This window comes from Chenggangzhangella methanolivorans (genome assembly GCF_019797865.1).
GTDB classification, from domain to species: Bacteria; Pseudomonadota; Alphaproteobacteria; order Rhizobiales; family Methylopilaceae; genus Methylopila; species Methylopila methanolivorans.
The window spans coordinates 5,277,938-5,293,672 of sequence record NZ_CP081869.1; the positions used below are offsets into that span (position 1 = coordinate 5,277,938).

The 15,735-nt window shown below is 69.5% G+C and carries 8 protein-coding genes and 3 pseudogenes; 8 read left to right on the top strand and 3 right to left on the bottom strand.

Going from position 1 to position 15,735, the window contains the following annotated elements; translation table 11 throughout:
- The first annotated feature begins 252 nt into the window (after positions 1-252).
- Positions 253-2,034, top strand: coding sequence for an aspartate--tRNA ligase (gene aspS / locus K6K41_RS27815; RefSeq protein WP_261403210.1), 1,782 nt, complete (start codon positions 253-255; stop codon positions 2,032-2,034).
- Between the two features lie 201 nt (positions 2,035-2,235).
- Here the strand turns inward: aspS and K6K41_RS31055 are convergent, their stop codons facing one another.
- The gene (locus K6K41_RS31055; protein WP_487308358.1) at positions 2,236-2,838 is read right to left on the bottom strand and encodes a hypothetical protein; all 603 of its coding nucleotides are present in this window, start codon (positions 2,836-2,838) and stop codon (positions 2,236-2,238) included.
- Between the two features lie 217 nt (positions 2,839-3,055).
- Here K6K41_RS31055 and K6K41_RS31060 point away from each other — a divergent pair, with 217 nt between their 5' ends.
- From K6K41_RS31060 to K6K41_RS27840, 5 genes and pseudogenes are all read left to right on the top strand, one after another.
- The gene (locus tag K6K41_RS31060) at positions 3,056-3,334 is read left to right on the top strand and encodes a hypothetical protein (RefSeq protein ID WP_487308359.1); all 279 of its coding nucleotides are present in this window, start codon (positions 3,056-3,058) and stop codon (positions 3,332-3,334) included.
- Between the two features lie 1,114 nt (positions 3,335-4,448).
- Positions 4,449-6,760, top strand: a pseudogene (locus K6K41_RS27825) (NADP-dependent malic enzyme).
- A 460-nt stretch (positions 6,761-7,220) separates the two neighbouring features.
- A complete protein-coding gene (locus K6K41_RS27830; RefSeq protein WP_261403212.1) occupies positions 7,221-8,498 on the top strand; it encodes an EAL domain-containing protein in 1,278 nt (425 codons plus the stop codon).
- A 20-nt stretch (positions 8,499-8,518) separates the two neighbouring features.
- Positions 8,519-9,202 carry a ceramidase gene (locus K6K41_RS27835; protein ID WP_261403213.1) on the top strand — a complete coding sequence of 228 codons (684 nt, stop codon included), beginning with the start codon at positions 8,519-8,521 and terminating at the stop codon, positions 9,200-9,202.
- Positions 9,203-9,306: 104 nt separating this feature from the next.
- A complete protein-coding gene (locus K6K41_RS27840; RefSeq protein ID WP_261403214.1) occupies positions 9,307-9,582 on the top strand; it encodes a YMGG-like glycine zipper-containing protein in 276 nt (91 codons plus the stop codon).
- A gap of 87 nt (positions 9,583-9,669) precedes the next feature.
- On the opposite strand, the pseudogene trpE reads toward K6K41_RS27840, so the two are convergent.
- Both trpE and K6K41_RS27850 read right to left on the bottom strand, forming a co-directional pair.
- A pseudogene (trpE, locus tag K6K41_RS27845) lies at positions 9,670-11,176 on the bottom strand (anthranilate synthase component I).
- 146 nt (positions 11,177-11,322) lie between these two features.
- Positions 11,323-13,080: a peptidyl-prolyl cis-trans isomerase gene (locus K6K41_RS27850; protein WP_261403215.1), complete on the bottom strand. Its 1,758-nt coding sequence runs from the start codon at positions 13,078-13,080 to the stop codon at positions 11,323-11,325.
- 376 nt (positions 13,081-13,456) lie between these two features.
- On the opposite strand from K6K41_RS27850, the pseudogene tpiA reads away from it, so the two are divergent.
- Positions 13,457-14,214, top strand: a pseudogene (gene tpiA, locus K6K41_RS27855) (triose-phosphate isomerase).
- Positions 14,215-14,365: 151 nt separating this feature from the next.
- Positions 14,366-15,586: a preprotein translocase subunit SecG gene (secG, locus tag K6K41_RS27860; RefSeq protein WP_261405851.1), complete on the top strand. Its 1,221-nt coding sequence runs from the start codon at positions 14,366-14,368 to the stop codon at positions 15,584-15,586.
- Positions 15,587-15,735 lie beyond the last annotated feature (149 nt).

Consider the following 15,735-nt stretch of genomic DNA (forward strand, 5'->3'; position numbering starts at 1 on the left):
GTCGAGCTTACACGCCCAAGTCGATCTGGACTGCGTGCTTCGAGACGCCCGCTCACGCGGGCTCCTCAGCATGAGGAGCGTCTGGGATGCTCAACGATCCTCATGCTGAGGAGCCGTCCGGCAAGACGGCGTCTCGAAGCACGCAGTCCGTGTCCGACCCGTTCGCCTTGACAATCGAGGCGCCCCCATGCGGATTTCCGCGCGCTTGTCGGGCCCGCGCCTTCTCGCGGCCCGAACGAAGGACCGACCACGATGCATCGCTACCGCTCCCACACCTGCGGCGCGCTCCGTTCGGAGCATGTCGACCAGACCGTCCGGCTCTCGGGCTGGGTGCACCGCGTGCGCGACCATGGCGGCGTCCTGTTCGTCGACCTGCGCGACCATTACGGCGTGACGCAGGTGGTCGCCGACCCGGATTCGCCGGCCTTCAAGACGGTCGAGACGGTGCGATCGGAATGGGTGATCCGGATCGACGGCAACGTCCGCACCCGCCCTGCAGGCACGGAGAACGCGGAGCTCCCGACCGGTCAGGTCGAGGTCTACGCCCGCGACATCGAGGTTCTGGGCCCGGCCGCCGACCTGCCGCTGCCGGTGTTCGGCGACCAGGAGTACCCGGAAGAGACGCGTCTCAAATACCGCTTCCTCGACCTGCGCCGCGAGAAGCTTCACCGCAACATCATGACCCGCGGAAAAATCGTCGACGCCATGCGGGCGAAGATGAAGGACCAGGGCTTCTTCGAGTTCCAGACCCCGATCCTCACCGCCTCCTCGCCTGAAGGCGCGCGCGACTTCCTGGTGCCGAGCCGCATCCATCCGGGCAAGTTCTATGCGCTGCCGCAGGCTCCGCAGCAGTACAAGCAGCTGATCATGATGAGCGGCTTCGACCGCTATTTTCAGATCGCGCCCTGCTTCCGCGACGAGGACCCGCGCGCCGACCGTCTGCCGGGCGAGTTCTACCAGCTCGACCTCGAGATGAGCTTCGTCGAACAGGAGGACGTGTTCGCTTCCGTCGAGCCGGTGATCACCGGCGTGTTCGAGGACTTCGCGAACGGCAAGCCCGTCACCAAGAACTGGCCGCGAATCCCCTACGCCGAGGCGATCACGAAGTACGGCACCGACAAGCCGGACCTGCGCAACCCGCTCATCATGCAGGACGTCTCGGAGCATTTCCGCGGCAGCGGCTTCAAGGTCTTCGCGCGGATGCTGGAGACCGAAGGCAACCAGGTCTGGGCGATCCCCGGGCCGACCGGCGGCAGCCGCGCGTTCTGCGACCGCATGAACTCCTGGGCGCAGTCGGAAGGCCAGCCCGGCCTCGGCTACGTCATGTGGCGGGAAGGCGGCGAGGGCGCCGGCCCGATCGCGAACAACATCGGGCCGGAGCGCACGGCCGCGATCCGCGAGCAGCTCGGCCTGAAGGACGGCGACGCCGCCTTCTTCGTGGCGGGCGACCCGCAGAAGTTCTGGAAGTTTTCGGGTCTGGCGCGCACCCGGGTCGGCGAAGAGCTGAAGCTCGTCGACCATGACCGCTTCGAGCTCGCCTGGATCATCGACTTCCCGTTCTACGAATGGAGCGAGGAGGAGAAGCGCGTCGACTTCTCCCACAACCCCTTCTCCATGCCGCAGGGCGGGCTCGAGGCGCTGAACGGTCAGGACCCGCTGACCATCAAGGCGTTCCAGTACGACATCGCCTGCAACGGCTTCGAGATCGCCTCGGGCGGCATCCGCAACCATCGCCCCGAGGCGATGGTGAAGGCGTTCGAGATCGCGGGCTATGACGAGCAGACCGTGATCGACCGCTTCGGCGGCATGTATCGCGCGTTCCAGTATGGGGCGCCGCCCCATGGCGGCATGGCGGCCGGCGTCGACCGCATCGTGATGCTGCTCACGGGCGCGACCAACCTGCGCGAGATCTCGATCTTCCCGATGAACCAGCGCGCCGAGGACCTGCTGATGGGCTCGCCCTCCGAGGCGACGCCGCAGCAGCTCAAGGAGCTCCACATCCGCGCGGCGCTGCCGCCGGCCAAGCAGGGATGAGCGGGGCTGGCGGGCTTGTTCTGACTTGCACAAGCCAACTGCGTGCTTCGAGACGCCGTCCTTCGGACGGCTCCTCAGCATGAGGGACGTCTGTGTTCTGGCATGCGCAAAGGCGCCTCATGCTGAGGAGCCTGCCCTTCGGCGGGCGTCTCGAAGCACGCATCTCCATGCGTCCCGGCCTTGGCCGACGAGTTCGCTCGCTCAGCGCTTGTAGAGCGCGGCGACGTCGATCACCTGTGCGATTCCGGCGGGCCCAAGATCAAAGGCGCGGATCAGCTCGAGCAGGTGCGCGACGCTCGCGCGCGGCGTGACGGTGACCTCGAGCGTGCGCGGGTCGCGGATGAAGCGCGCGGCCGACTCTGCGGAGTTCTCGGCCGGCGGGCCGAACACCCGCATCATCGTCTCCTGCGCGTCGCGGGCGATCTGCTCGCGATAGAGTTCGGCCGGCATATGGGCCTGCTCGGCGGCGCGGCGGATCAGTGTCTCGACCGCGCCGCCGTCGGTGATCTTGATCCTGAAGGTCCCGACCTCGATCGCCGAAAACTTGTCGACGAAGGCCGTTCCGCTCGCGACCGCCAGCATCGGGTCGAAGGCGGCGAGCTCGCCCTTCGCTTTCACGACGCCGAGGTCGGCGAAGCGGTAGTCGAAGGCGTCGAGCGCGAGGGTCTCGGCGCCGGGATCCAGCGTCAGCGCAAAGCTCAGCCCGCCGCGCAGGCTTTCGAGCCGCATCGTTTTCCAGAGCGGCCGCGCCGCGCGAGCCCGCGGCCGGGCGGGCGTCGAGGTCGTCGAGGTCGAAGGCGACATGCTGCGGCACGACGTTCAGCGGCGCGTTGAACTCGACGCGTACGGAGCGCGCCGTCACCTCGCCGTCAGGCCCCGCGGCGTCGACCCCCGAGGCTTCGGCGCTTGTGAGCCTCGGCGCGTGCCGGACGAGCTCCGCTGCGGTCGGAGCCGTCGTCATCAGCACCTCGTCGCGGCCCACCTTGTCGGCGTAGTCGAGCACTCCGGAGGCCTCGAAGCCATGCGCCTCGGCCTTCTCGACGGCGAAACGCACGCCGTCCTCCCGATCAAACCGCGCCGCCTCGAGCTTGACCATGTCGAGCCGTCCGTCCGCATAGGGGCCGATCTCGGCGGCCCCGACGTCGAGCGCGCGGCGGAGCTCGCCGTCTCGAGCGATTTCGACCTTGGCGCCGTCGATCCGAACGCGGTCGAAGGACACGGCCCTCAACCCGTCGGCCCCGTAAAGCAGCTGCTCGCGGATCTCGGCCGGCGTCGTGGGGACGCCCTCGCGCAGCTTTGAGATCACGACGTCGATCGCCGTCACCGGGAAGGCGAGGGGGCGGACCTCGACGTTTTCGACCTTGAGGCGCCGCCACGACGCCCGGATCTCGCCGCCTGGCCGCAGCGTCGCGACCGCCGAGACATTGACGATCACGCCGGATTTCAGGAAGGGCTGGCGGTCGCCGGCCCCGTCGCCGGCGTAGAAGCGCCAGAGCGTCGGCAGGTTCACGCCCTCATAGACCAAGGGCCCGGCCGACGCCGAAAGCGACGAGGTTTGGGGCGAGCTGTCCGGCGCGAGGTAGGGGATGTCGAGCGAAACGCCGTCGACGGTCGCGCTCTCGACCGCTCCCTTTACGACCCGATTGACCGAGAGATTGCGAAGCGTCCGGCGAATCTCGCTTCTGTCGCCGGAGAAGGTCACGAGCGGCGCCGTCGCGCGCTCGAGCGACACCATCGCGATGAGGTCGGCCTGAGTGCGGGCGTTGCGGCCGATCCCGGGGGTCGCGGTCAGGCCGCGTTCGGGTCCGGAGTAGTTTTCGATGTCGATCCGCGGGATCGTGATCGTCTCGCCGGCCGACCGGATCGTCACGTCGTCGAACACGACCCGATCGGCCGTCAGAAGCCCTTCGGACGCTTGGGCGCCGACGATCTTGAGCGACTTGATCTGGATGCGCTGCTCGCGCCTGGCGCTCTCGACGTAGAGATCCCGCACCGCGACCGTTTGCGAGGCGAGGTCGAGGCTCACGTCCCCGCGTCCCGCGACGGAGGTCGTCTGGACACGGATGCGGCTGAGCGCCTTGTCCACCTGCGCCTCGGCGTAGCGCTGCGCGAGCATCGGGCCGAACAGCGCGCCGGCGCCGCAGACGACGGCGATGACGATGGCGGCGGTCGCAAGCGCACGCTTCATGTTCGGCCCGTTTCCCCCTTGTCCTGTCCGCGTCCGCGCCGAAATAGGCGGTCCGGCGCCCGCGGCGACCGTCTCTGCCACGCTTGGCCGGGTCGCGCCCTGCGCGGGGCTGGGGCGGCGCTTCGCGCTTGACGCTCGCGCCGCCCTCGCGCCATTCCGAAAGGAAGGCGAAGAAACGCGGCGGAGACCTCCGTCGACAAGGCCGGGCTTATAGGGAGATGGCGGCATGGGCAGCAAGATGTCGGACGACCTTCGCACCGGAGCGCTCGTCTATCACCGCGGCAACGCGGCCACCGGCGCCCGGCCCGGCAAGATCGAGATCGCCGCCACCAAGCCGCTCGGCAACCAGCGCGATCTCGCGTCGCCTATTCGCCCGGCGTCGCGGCCGCCTGCGACGCCATCGCCGAGGATCCCGAACAGGCCGCCGAACTCACCATCCGCCAGAACCTCGTCGCGGTCCTGACCAACGGCACCGCCGTTCTCGGCCTCGGCAACATCGGCGCGCTAGCGGGCAAGCCGGTGATGGAGGGCAAGGCGGTGCTCTTCAAGAAATTCGCCGGCATCGACGTCTTCGACATCGAGGTCGCCGAGACCGACGCCCAACGGCTCATCGAGGTCGTGTGCGCGCTCGAGCCGACCTTCGGCGGCATCAACCTCGAGGACATCAAGGCGCCGGAGTGCTTCGAGGTCGAGGAAGCCTGCAAGGCGCGGATGGGCATTCCCGTCTTCCACGACGACCAGCACGGCACCGCGATCATCGTCGCGGCCGCGATCACCAACGGCCTCGAGCTCGCCGGCAAGCCGCTCTCGTCGGTCAAGATCGTGACCTCGGGCGCGGGCGCCGCGGCGCTCGCCTGCCTCAACCTCCTCGTGACGCTCGGCGCCAAGCGCGAGAACATCTGGGTCACGGACATCGAGGGCGTCGTCTACGAGGGCCGCGAGTCCCTGATGGACCGCTGGAAAAGCATCTACGCCCAGAAGACCGACGCGCGCACGCTCGGCGAGGTGATCGGGCGGCGCGGACGTGTTCCTCGGCCTGTCGGCCGGCGGCGTGCTGAAGCCCGAAATGGTCGCGTCGATGGCCGACAAGCCGATGATCCTCGCGCTCGCCAATCCGACGCCCGAGATCATGCCGGACGAGGCGCGCAAGGCGAAGCCGGGCGCGATGATCTGCACGGGCCGTTCGGATTTCCCGAACCAGGTCAACAACGTGCTCTGCTTCCCGTACATCTTCCGCGGCGCGCTCGACGTTTCCGCGAGCGAGATCAACGAGCAGATGAAGGCCGCCGCGGTGCGCGCCATCGCGGCGCTCGCCGCGAGGCCTCGTCCGACGTCGTCTCGAAGGCCTATGGCGGCGAGACGCGCCTCTTCGGACCCGACTCGCTGATCCCGAGCCCGTTCGATCCCCGCCTCATCCTGCGCATCGCGCCGGCGGTGGCGCGCGCCGCGATGGAGAGCGGCGTCGCCAAGCGCCCGATCGCGGATCTCCGCGCCTATGAGGAGCAGCTCAACCGCTTCGTGTTCCGCTCCGGCTTCGTGATGAAGCCGGTGTTCACCGCGGCCCGCGCCACTCCCAAGCGCGTCATCTACGCCGACGGCGAGGACGAGCGGGCTCTCCGCGCCGCGCAGGTCGCGCTCGAGGAGGGCATCGCCGTTCCGGTGCTCATCGGCCGCCCGCACGTCATCGACGTGCGCGCCCGCCGCTACGGCCTCACCTTCAAGCCCGGAACGGACGTCGAGATCGTCAATCCGGAAGACGACAAGCGCTATCGCGACTACGTCGCGCTCTATCTCGAGCGCGCCGGCCGCAAGGGCGTGACGCCGGACCGCGCCCGCACGGTGGTGCGCACCAACACCACCGTGATCGCCGCGCTCGCCGTCCAGCGCGGCGACGCCGACGCGATGATCTGCGGGCTGGAGGGCCGGTTCCACAACAACCTGCGCTACATCGACCAGGTCATCGGCCTGGCTTCCGACGCGCCCGACTACTCGACGCTGTCGCTGCTCATCAGCGGCCGCGGCGCCTACTTCCTGACCGACACCTACGTCACGCCCGATCCGGACGCGCAGAGCATCGCCGAATGCGCGATCCTCGGCGCGCGAAGCGTCGAACGCTTCGGGCTGACGCCCAAGGTCGCGCTGCTCTCGCACTCGAACTTCGGCTCCGACGACACCCCGTCCGCGGTGAAGATGCGCGAAGCGCTGGCGATCCTCCGGCAGACGGCGCCGTCGCTCGAGGTCGACGGCGAAATGATGGGCGACGTCGCCCTGACGCCGGCCCTGCGGGAGAGGCTGCTTCCGACGTCGAGCCTGACGGGCGAGGCCAATCTGCTCGTCTTCCCGAACCTCGACGCCGCCAACATCGCGACGCAGCTGATCAAGACGCTCGCGGACGCGCTGCCGGTCGGGCCGATCATCGTCGGCCCGGCGAAGCCTGCGCACATTCTGACGCCGTCGGTCACCGCGCGCGGCGTCGTGAACATGACGGCCGTCGCCGTGGTCGACGCGGCCCAGCAAAGCGCCGCCGCGCAGGGCTGACCCGCCGCGTTCGCAGGGCCGGCCTTAGGGCGACATTAAGCCTGTCGTCCCACCATGCCGACGACGGAGGGCTGCCGGGAGCCCTCCAGGATTCGGTGCGGCCTTGGCGCAGGACGGCGGATATTCCCTCAAGCGGACGTTGTTGACGGCCGCGCCGATCGTCGTCGCGCCCGGTCATCGCGTTGAACGCTCTGCTCGCGTTCAACCTGGGCACGACCGCGCAACGAGAGATCGACGGCGTCGCGAACGAGGTGCTGAGGATCACCACCTCCCGCCTCGACGACGCCGCGACCGCCCTCATCGGCCTCGGCATGGAGAACGCCCACGATTGCAGTCCCGCGAGCCGGGCGGCGCTTTCGGCGGCGTCCGCGAGGGTGGGGGCGGGGTCTGAAGTCGCGGTCGTCGACCCGACCGAGCGGCCATCTGCGCCGCTCAGGGAGAGCCGCGCGTCGTCACCCAGGTGTCGCCGGAGCACGGCGCGCTCGACGCGGACGTGGCCTTGTCGGTCGTCTCGATCGGCGCCGCGTCCTCGCAGCAGATGATCCGCCTGCAATGGCGGGGCGACGACGGCTACGGCTTCCGGATCCTGATCCCGAGCGAAGACGTCTTTCCCTACTTCCTCAAGAGCGAGTTCACGCCCGCCTTCCTGGCCGAGGCCGTGATGGTCGACGGCGCGGTGATCGCGCGCAAGCTCACGGATCCGAGCCTCACCAAGCCCGACGGGTCGCGCCTACCCGCGGTGAAGGCGACGGCGGCGTCGCAGCGCTATCCGATGCGCATCAACGTCGCGACCCCGGGCCGCGCGCTTGTGGAGGCCCACGGCGCCTTGTTCCTCTACGCCAACATCGGCGGCTTCGTGCTGGCGCTGGTGGCGGCGGCCATCGCCCTTATCGTGGGCCGCCGTTCCGGCGGACCGGTCCGCGAGATGCACGACGCGATCCGGAACCGGGAGTTCGTGCCCTATTACCAGCCGGTGATCGACATCGTGTCCGGGCGGCTTGCGGGATGCGAGGTGCTGGTGCGCTGGATCAAGCCGGACGGCAAGCTTGTGCCGCCGGGGCGGTTCATTTCGCTCGCCGAGGCGAGCGGCGAGATCTTCCCGATGACGCTGGCCCTCATGGAGGCCGCGCGCGACGACCTCGGCGAACTCTACGGCGAGCGCAGCCAGCTCAAGCTCGGCTTCAACCTGTTCGCCGGCCACTTCGACGACGTCGCCATCGTGGACGACGTCGAGCGCATCTTCGAGGGCTCGCAGATCCGCATGACGCAGCTGATGTTCGAGGTGACCGAGCGCCAGCCGCTGCAGGACATTCCGCGCGCCCGCCTCGTGATCGCGAAGCTGCAGGCGCTCGGCGCGCGCGTCGCGCTCGACGACGTCGGGACAGGCCATGGCGGTCTGTCCTATCTGCTCAAGCTAGGCGTCGACGTGATGAAGATGGACAAGATGTTCGTCGACGCGATCGGCACCGACCGCTACTCGGTCGCGATCGTCGACAGCATGGTGAAGCTCGCCGAGGACATGAACCTCGACCTTATCGCCGAGGGCGTCGAGACGATCGAGCAGGTCGAGTATCTGAGGGGCAAGGGCGTGCGGATGGCCCAGGGCTACGTGTTCGCGCCGCCGCTGCCGGCTTCTTCCTTCAAGCTGCTCGTCGAGGCCATGGCGCCGATCGAGCGCCGGGCGAAGCGGGCTCCGGCCGGCCGCTATGTCGGGGCGATCCGCGCCGCTGGGGCCTGAACGCTTCGGAAGGGGTCACGATGAGCGACGGCGCAGGCGCCAAGGTTCTGGGCGTCTATTGCGAGCGCGGCTTCGATCCGACGTTCTGGGCCGAGCCCGTCAACGCCGTCACCAACGCCGCCTTCATCATGGCCGGCGCCGTCGCGCTCGTGCGCTGGCGCGGCGACCGGGCGGTGGAGCTGCTCGCCGCGACGACGCTCGCGATCGGCGTCGGAAGCTTCCTGTTTCACACTTTCGCGACGCGCTGGGCGCTGCTCGCGGACGTGATCCCCATCCAGGCGTTCATCGCGCTCTATTTCTTCTTCGCCATGCGGCGGTTCTTCGGGCTCGGACCGCTGGCGGCGATCTGCGCCACGGGCCTGTTCATGGCGGCGGCGGCGACCGCGCCCAGCCTTCTGCCCCGCGATGGGCTCTGGCGCGGCCTTGGAGGCTATGTGGGCGGGCTGCTCGGCCTCCTCGGGGTTGGCGCGGCGCTCCTCGCCAGACCCGCTCCAGGGCCCTCCGACGGCCGCGCGCTGATGGCGGTGGCGGCGCTTTTCGCCATGTCGCTGACGTTTCGCACCCTCGACGGCGTCGTCTGCGAGGCTGCGCCGACGGGCGCGCATCCGCTCTGGCACATCCTCAACGCGGCGGTGCTGTTTACGCTGATGGCGATCCTGGGGCGCCGTCCGCCGCGAATCCGGCCAAATCCGCCGCTGCAATAGGGAGCGCTTGGTCGCATCGGGGGTCACGAGTTTGTTTGGACAGGGTGGCCGTTCGGGTCGACCCGCCTAAATTCGGCTCGTCAGTAGAACGGAGCTTCACGCCCATGAAGAAAGTCGGCTCACTCATCGCGGTCTCGGCGCTCGCGCTTGGCCTTGCGGCCTGCGGCGAGACCCGCAACGAACGCACTCTCAGCGGCGCCCTTATCGGCACCGCGGCCGGCGCCGCCATCGGCGGCGCTGTCACCGGCAAGGCCGGCGGCGCCCTTGTGGGCGGCGCGCTCGGCGCAGGCACCGGCGCGATCATCGGTTCGCAGACCCGCGGTCCGCGCTGCTACGCCCGCAACCGCTACGGCGAGCGTTACCGCGTCCCCTGCGACTGATCTCGTCGCGGAACCGGGCGTGATTGCCTCGACGGGCGCTCTTCGGAGCGCCCGTTTCGTTTTCGGGGTTAACTCGAAAGACGCCGGCTACTGGCCGCGCCGTCCGGCGCTTGCGAAGCGGCGCGCCTCTTCGGCGGCGCGGAACAGGGCCTTGGCCTTGTTGACGCATTCCTGCTGCTCGGAGGCCGGGTTGGAGTCCGCCACGATGCCGGCGCCCGCCTGCACGAAGATTCGGCCGTCCTTCACCACCGCGGTGCGGAGCACGATGCAGGTGTCCATCTCGCCGTTCGAACCGAAATAGCCGACGCAGCCGGCGTAGACGCCTCGCTTGTCGCGCTCGAGCTCGTCGATGATCTCCATCGCGCGGACCTTCGGCGCGCCCGACACGGTGCCGGCCGGAAAGCCCGCGACGAGGGCTGCGAGCGAATCATGCTCGGCCGAGAGCCTGCCTTCCACGTTCGACACGATGTGCATCACGTGGCTGTAGCGCTCGAGGAAGAATTGGTCGGTGACCGTCACCGACCCGATCTCCGAGACCCGGCCGACGTCGTTGCGCCCGAGGTCGAGCAGCATCAGGTGCTCTGCGCGCTCCTTGGGGTCCGAAAGCAGCTCCTGGCCGAGCGCGCGATCCTCCGCGGGCGTCGCGCCGCGCGGCCGCGTGCCGGCGATCGGCCGGATCGTGACCTTGCCGTCTCGGGGGCGGACGAGAATCTCGGGGCTCGAGCCGACGATCTGGAAGCCGCCGAAGTCGAGATGGATGAGAAACGGCGCCGGATTGGTGCGGCGAAGCGCGCGATAGAGCGCGAAGGCCGGCAGGTCGAACGGCGCCTCGAAGCGCTGCGACAGCACCACCTGGAAGATGTCGCCGGCGGCGATGTATTCCTTGGCGCGCATCACCATCGCCTCCTCGTAATCGCCCGCCGGCGTGTTCGAGACCATGTCCGTCGAGTCCGCGAGGCGAGGCCGGCTCGCACGCTGCGGTCGAGCCCGTCGACGATCTCGGTCGAGCCTGTCGACCGCGCGCGCATGCGCGATCTCGGCCGAAACGCCGGCCTCGGGCCGGGCCGGGGTCACGAGCGTGATCTCGTCCTTCACCGCGTCGAAGACGACGATGACCGTCGGCCGATCAGGATCGCGTCCGGTCCGCGAGGGCGTCCGGATTGGGGGAGGGGAGCTCCTCCATCTCGCGCACCATGTCGTAGCCGAGATAGCCGAAAACGCCGGCGGCCATCGGGGGCAGGCCCTCCGGCGTCTCGATGCGCGATTCGGCGAGCAGAAGCCGCAGTTCGTCGAGCGGACGTCCAGCGCAGGGTTCGAACGCCTCGCGGTCCTGCGCGGCGCGGCGGTTGATCTCGGCGCGGCCGCCCTGGGAGCGCCAGAGCAGGTCCGGCTTCAGCCCGATGATCGAATAGCGGCCGCGCGTGGCCCCGCCCTCGACCGACTCGAACAGGAACGCCTCCGAGCGCCCCTCCGCAAGCTTCAGATAGGCCGCCACGGGCGTTTCAAGATCGCTGACGAGCGTCGTCGAGACGAGCTGCGGTCGGCCCGAGGCGTAAGTCGGCGCGAAGTCTTCGAGCGCGGGCGAGATCAGCATGGGAGTCGTTCGGTTCGCGTGGAGGCTCGCCGCCGTCTCGCCCATGAGGGCAAGATTGCGAGGCGCGATGGGCGTCCCTCGCCGAGGGAGACCGCGGCCGCCGAGGTCGCGGCCGCCGCGTTGCTTACGGCAAAACGGCCGCGGCGTCAGCCTGCCTGACGGCCGGTCACCTGGGCGATGGCCGCCGGATCGAGCCTGGCGCCGAGCTGGTCGCGCAGCTGGCGGACGAGCGAGGTGACCACGTCGCTGCCGATGCTTTGCGAGATCTTCTCGATCTGGCCCGAATCGTCGGGCTGGCCGGGGTCGAACGGCCGATCGTTGTCGGCGGTGACCTTGTAGACGAGCCTGCCGCCCTGTTCGTCGCTCGGCGTCTGGCCGAACTGCTCGACCGGCGTCTGGAAGATCGCCTTCGCCTGGGCCGCCGTGATCGAGGGCGCGCCGCCGAGGCGGGTCGTCTCCGCCTGCTCGACGCTGGTTTTCAGGCCGGACGCGACCTGATCGAGCGCCTTGCCCTTCTTCAGCTCCTCGAGCGCGCCCTTGGCGCGGGCGTCGAGCCGCTTCTCGGCCTCTTCCTGGCGCCAGCGGCTTTCGACGAGCGTCTTCACCTCGTCGAAGGGGCGCTCGCGCGGCGGCGTCACGCCGCGCACGTCGATCCAGGCATAGGCGTCGCCGTCCTGGATGGTGCCGGCGACGTCGCCCTGGTCGGTGCGGAAAGCGGTCTCGAGGACCTGACGCTGAAGCGGAATCTGGGCGAGCGGCTTGCCGTCGGGGCCGTTGCCTTCGCTGTCGACCGCCGCAAGCTCGCGCACCGTCAGGCCGCCGGTCTTCGCCGCCTCCTCGAGCGTCGCGCCGCCAAGCCGCGCCTCGTCGATCTTGTCGTGCTGGGCGAGCACGTCGCGCTTGGCGCGCTCCTCCGCCATGACGCGGCGGATGTCCTCGCGAACGTCCTCGAAGCGCTTCAGCTGCTGCTGCTGGATCCCGGTGATCCTGAGCAGAACGTTGGCGTAGGACCCCTGGACCGGCTCGCTCACCTGCCCCTGAGGAAGAGAGAAAGCGACGTCGGCGATCTTCTGGTCGAACATCTGCGCCTTGGTCATGTCGCCGAGAAAGATGTCCTGCGGCTTCAGGTTCTGCTCGGCCATGATCTGCTCGAACAGCTTGCCGCCCTTGATCTCGTCGGACGCCTTCTTTGCGGCGTCCATGGTGGGGAAGGTGATCTGTTCGATCGAGCGCTTCTCCATGTCGGCGTAACGCGGCTGGTTGCCGTCGAAATAGGCCTTGAGCTCCGCCTCCGGGATCTGCAGCGTCTCGCCGATGGCCTTCGGGTCGAGCGCCAGAACCGCGACCTTGCGGAACTCCGGAGCCGCGAAGCTCGCCTTGCGCTCGTCGTAGAACGCCTTGAGCTGGTCGGCGGTCGGCGCGGGCACCGCGGAGGCGGCCTCGGGCTTGAGCGATACGAAGCTGATGGAGCGGCTGTCGGTGTTGTAGGCGTGGATCGCGCGCCGGAAGACCTCGGGGGCCTCGACGTTGGACATCAGCGCGTCCGTCATCTGGCGGCGCACGGTGTATTGGCGCTGCAGCTCGAGATAGCGGTTCTCGGTCAGGTTGTTCTGGCTGAGAATCGCCTGGAACGTCGAGCGATCGAAGGAGCCCGTCGGCCCCTGGAACATGTCGTCCTGCTGGATCTCGCGCACGACCTGATCGTCGGAGACCGAGAGCTTGAGGGCCTTCAGCTTCTCGTCGATCGCCGCCTCGTTGACGAGATCGCCCAGCACCTTCTCGCCGATCCCCGCCATCCGCGCCTGCTCGGGCGTGATCTCTCGCCGCGCCTGCTGGCTGATGCGGCGCAGCTCGTTCATGTAGGCCTGCCGATAGTCCTCGATCGAGATCGTCCGGTCGCCCACCGTGGCGGCGTTCTTCGATGACCCGCCGATGCGGAAAATGTCCCTCGATCCCCCACACCGCGAAGCTCAGCACGAGCAGCAGGAGGAAGATCTTGGCCACCCATCCGGCGGCGCCGCTGCGGAGAGTCTGGAGCATCTGCGGGTCACATATTCGCGTTCGAGGCCTCCTGATCCATAAGGACGCGGAAGCGATTTGAAGAGCGGGACCTTAGACGGGCTCGCCTGACGCGGGCAAATCGCAAGAGCGGGAGGAATTTGCAAGCGTTCGGCGCCGGCGGCGTCCGCGGAGCCCGGCTCTGTTGTGCGCAAGGCCGCGGGTCTGCTACGTCGCGGCCGGCCCGGCGCGAAGACCGGGCGGTCTCGACGGGAGAACCGGATGGCGGCGCGCAAGAAGCTGATCGCGGGCAATTGGAAAATGAACGGGCTCGCGGCCTCGGCGCCCGAATTCGTGCGCGTCGTGGGCGCCTATCAGGCGCCATGAAAAACAGCGTCGACCTGATGGTGTTTCCGCCCTTCACCCTGCTGACGAGCTTCGCCAGCGCGAGCCGGGGCGCCGGCGTCACGGTCGGCGCGCAGGATTGCCACGCCAATGCGTCGGGCGCGCATACCGGCGACGTCTCGGCCGAGATGATCGCGGACGCCGGCGGCGGCGCGGTGATTGTCGGTCATTCCGAGCGTCGCCAGGATTACGGCGAGACCGACGCGGCCGTCCGCGCCAAGGCGGAGGCCGCGCGGCGCGCCAAGCTCACGGCCGTGATCTGCGTCGGCGAGACCCGGGCCGAGCGCGAGTCGGGCGAGGCGAACGCCGTCGTCGGCCGGCAGCTCGCCGGCTCGATTCCCGACGACGCGAGCGCGGCCGACACGGTCGTGGCCTACGAGCCCGTCTGGGCGATCGGCACGGGCCTCACGCCGACCACGGCCGAGGTCGCCGAGATGCACGGCTTCATCCGCTCGGCGCTGGTCGGACGTTTCGGCGAGAAGGGCGGCGCGATCCGCGTGCTCTATGGCGGCTCGGTGAAGCCCGGCAATGCGGCCGAGCTTCTGGCGGCCGCCGACGTCGACGGCGCGCTTGTCGGCGGAGCGAGCCTCAAGGCCGACGATTTCCTCGCCATCGCCAAGGCCGCGCTCGCCTGATCCTCCTGCGGGCGCCCCGAAATGACCGCACGCCAAAGGTAGCGGCGAGGCGCGCGGGCGTGTAAGAGGGCCCGCTTAGCCCCATATCCTGGGTCGATGCGTCGCCGCGAGGCGCCGCTCCGTCGAAGCCGGCAGTAAAGCGCAACGCGACATGCAGACCGTTCTCATCGTCATCCACCTCATGATCGTGCTCGCGCTCGTGGTGGTGGTGCTTCTCCAGAAGTCGGAAGGCGGCGCGCTCGGCATCGGCGGCGGCGGCGGCTTCATGGCCGGCCGCAGCGCCTCCAATCCGCTGTCGCGGCTCACCGCCTATCTGGCCGCCGGCTTCTTCGCGACCAGTATCGCGCTGACCATCATCGCCGGCTATGGCGGCGGGTCGGCCTTCGACCGCCTCCAGCCGAGCGCCGCTCAGCCGCGGCCCGCCACCGCGCCAAGCGGCCCGCAGGCGCCGCTCGGAACGGGCCAGGGCGGCATCCTGCCGGCCCTCAAGCCGGCCGGCGGCGCGGGCTCGCCCCCGCAGCCCGAATTCGCACCGCCGTCCTCCGGCGAGCCGACGCCCCCGATGGGCGGCGCCGCGGCCCCGTCGGCTCCCGCGCCGGCCGCGCCCGCCGCTCCCGTCCCGGGCGGCGACGTGAACAGCCCGCCGACCGATGGCGACCGGCAGGTCCCCGGCGGCGCGCAGACGGCTCCGATGCCCCAGGACGCGACCCCGGTCGCGCCGCAGGTCTCCGATCCGAACGCGCCAAGGCCCAGGAGGAGGTCAAGCAGGCCCCCGCCCAGCCGACCTCGCCGGACGCCGGCCAGACGCCCGGCGCCGCGCCCAACGCCGCTCCGGCCGCGCCCTCCGGCGCCCAGTAAGCGAAAGCCGCAGTTCAACGGAAAAGGCCCGGAGCGATCCGGGCCTTTTCTTTTTGCGCGGGGCGATGGCTGTCCGATGGTCCCGCTCCAGGCGCCGTCGCGGCCTTACGCCATGATCGTCCTCGTTCTGCGGTTCTCGCCGGTCGCCGACGCCATCTCGGCGGTGGAAGGTTCTGAACAGCGCAAGCCGGGGGAGGGCGCCCTTCTCCGCTGTCTTCCTGCCAGACTTCAGGACTTCTCGCTTGGCGTCGAGCTGGCCACGAAGCGCGGATGGTCCCGGTGGAGCCGGGCCATGGCGGCCGTCGTTCAAAGCGGGCGCGGAACGTTGCAGTCGCGGATGCTCGCGCTTCGAGCGGGCCTGACGGCCGCGCGAGGGGAGACGCGCCCCGCTCGACCGCTGTTTGCGGGCCGAGTGCTGTGGCGGATCTCGGCTCGGTCCCGCGAAGGACTGAAGCTTTCGAACAGAAAAAGCGGCGGGACTTTTGGTCCCGCCGCTTTGAGAGCTTCGTCCTGAGCGTCCGTCAGCCGGCGCGCTTGCTCCACCAGCCGGTGCGGCGGGGACGGCTCGGATCGATCTCGGCCTCGGGCTGAGGCGGCGTCGAACGCGCGCGGCAGGCGCTTCCGGCTCCGGCTCCTGAGCCTCCGCGACGGGCTCGGCGGCCG

What these genes read in the sequence shown, in the direction of transcription:
- K6K41_RS31055 (WP_487308358.1), bottom strand. Translation starts at nt 2,838, where the DNA reads ATGTCGCCTTCGACCTCGACGACCTCGACGCCCGCCCGGCCGCGGGCT.
- K6K41_RS27835 (WP_261403213.1), top strand. Translation starts at nt 8,519, where the DNA reads ATGAGCGACGGCGCAGGCGCCAAGGTTCTGGGCGTCTATTGCGAGCGC.
- aspS (WP_261403210.1), top strand. Translation starts at nt 253, where the DNA reads ATGCATCGCTACCGCTCCCACACCTGCGGCGCGCTCCGTTCGGAGCAT.
- secG (WP_261405851.1), top strand. Translation starts at nt 14,366, where the DNA reads ATGCAGACCGTTCTCATCGTCATCCACCTCATGATCGTGCTCGCGCTC.
- K6K41_RS27840 (WP_261403214.1), top strand. Translation starts at nt 9,307, where the DNA reads ATGAAGAAAGTCGGCTCACTCATCGCGGTCTCGGCGCTCGCGCTTGGC.
- K6K41_RS31060 (WP_487308359.1), top strand. Translation starts at nt 3,056, where the DNA reads ATGCGCCTCGGCCTTCTCGACGGCGAAACGCACGCCGTCCTCCCGATC.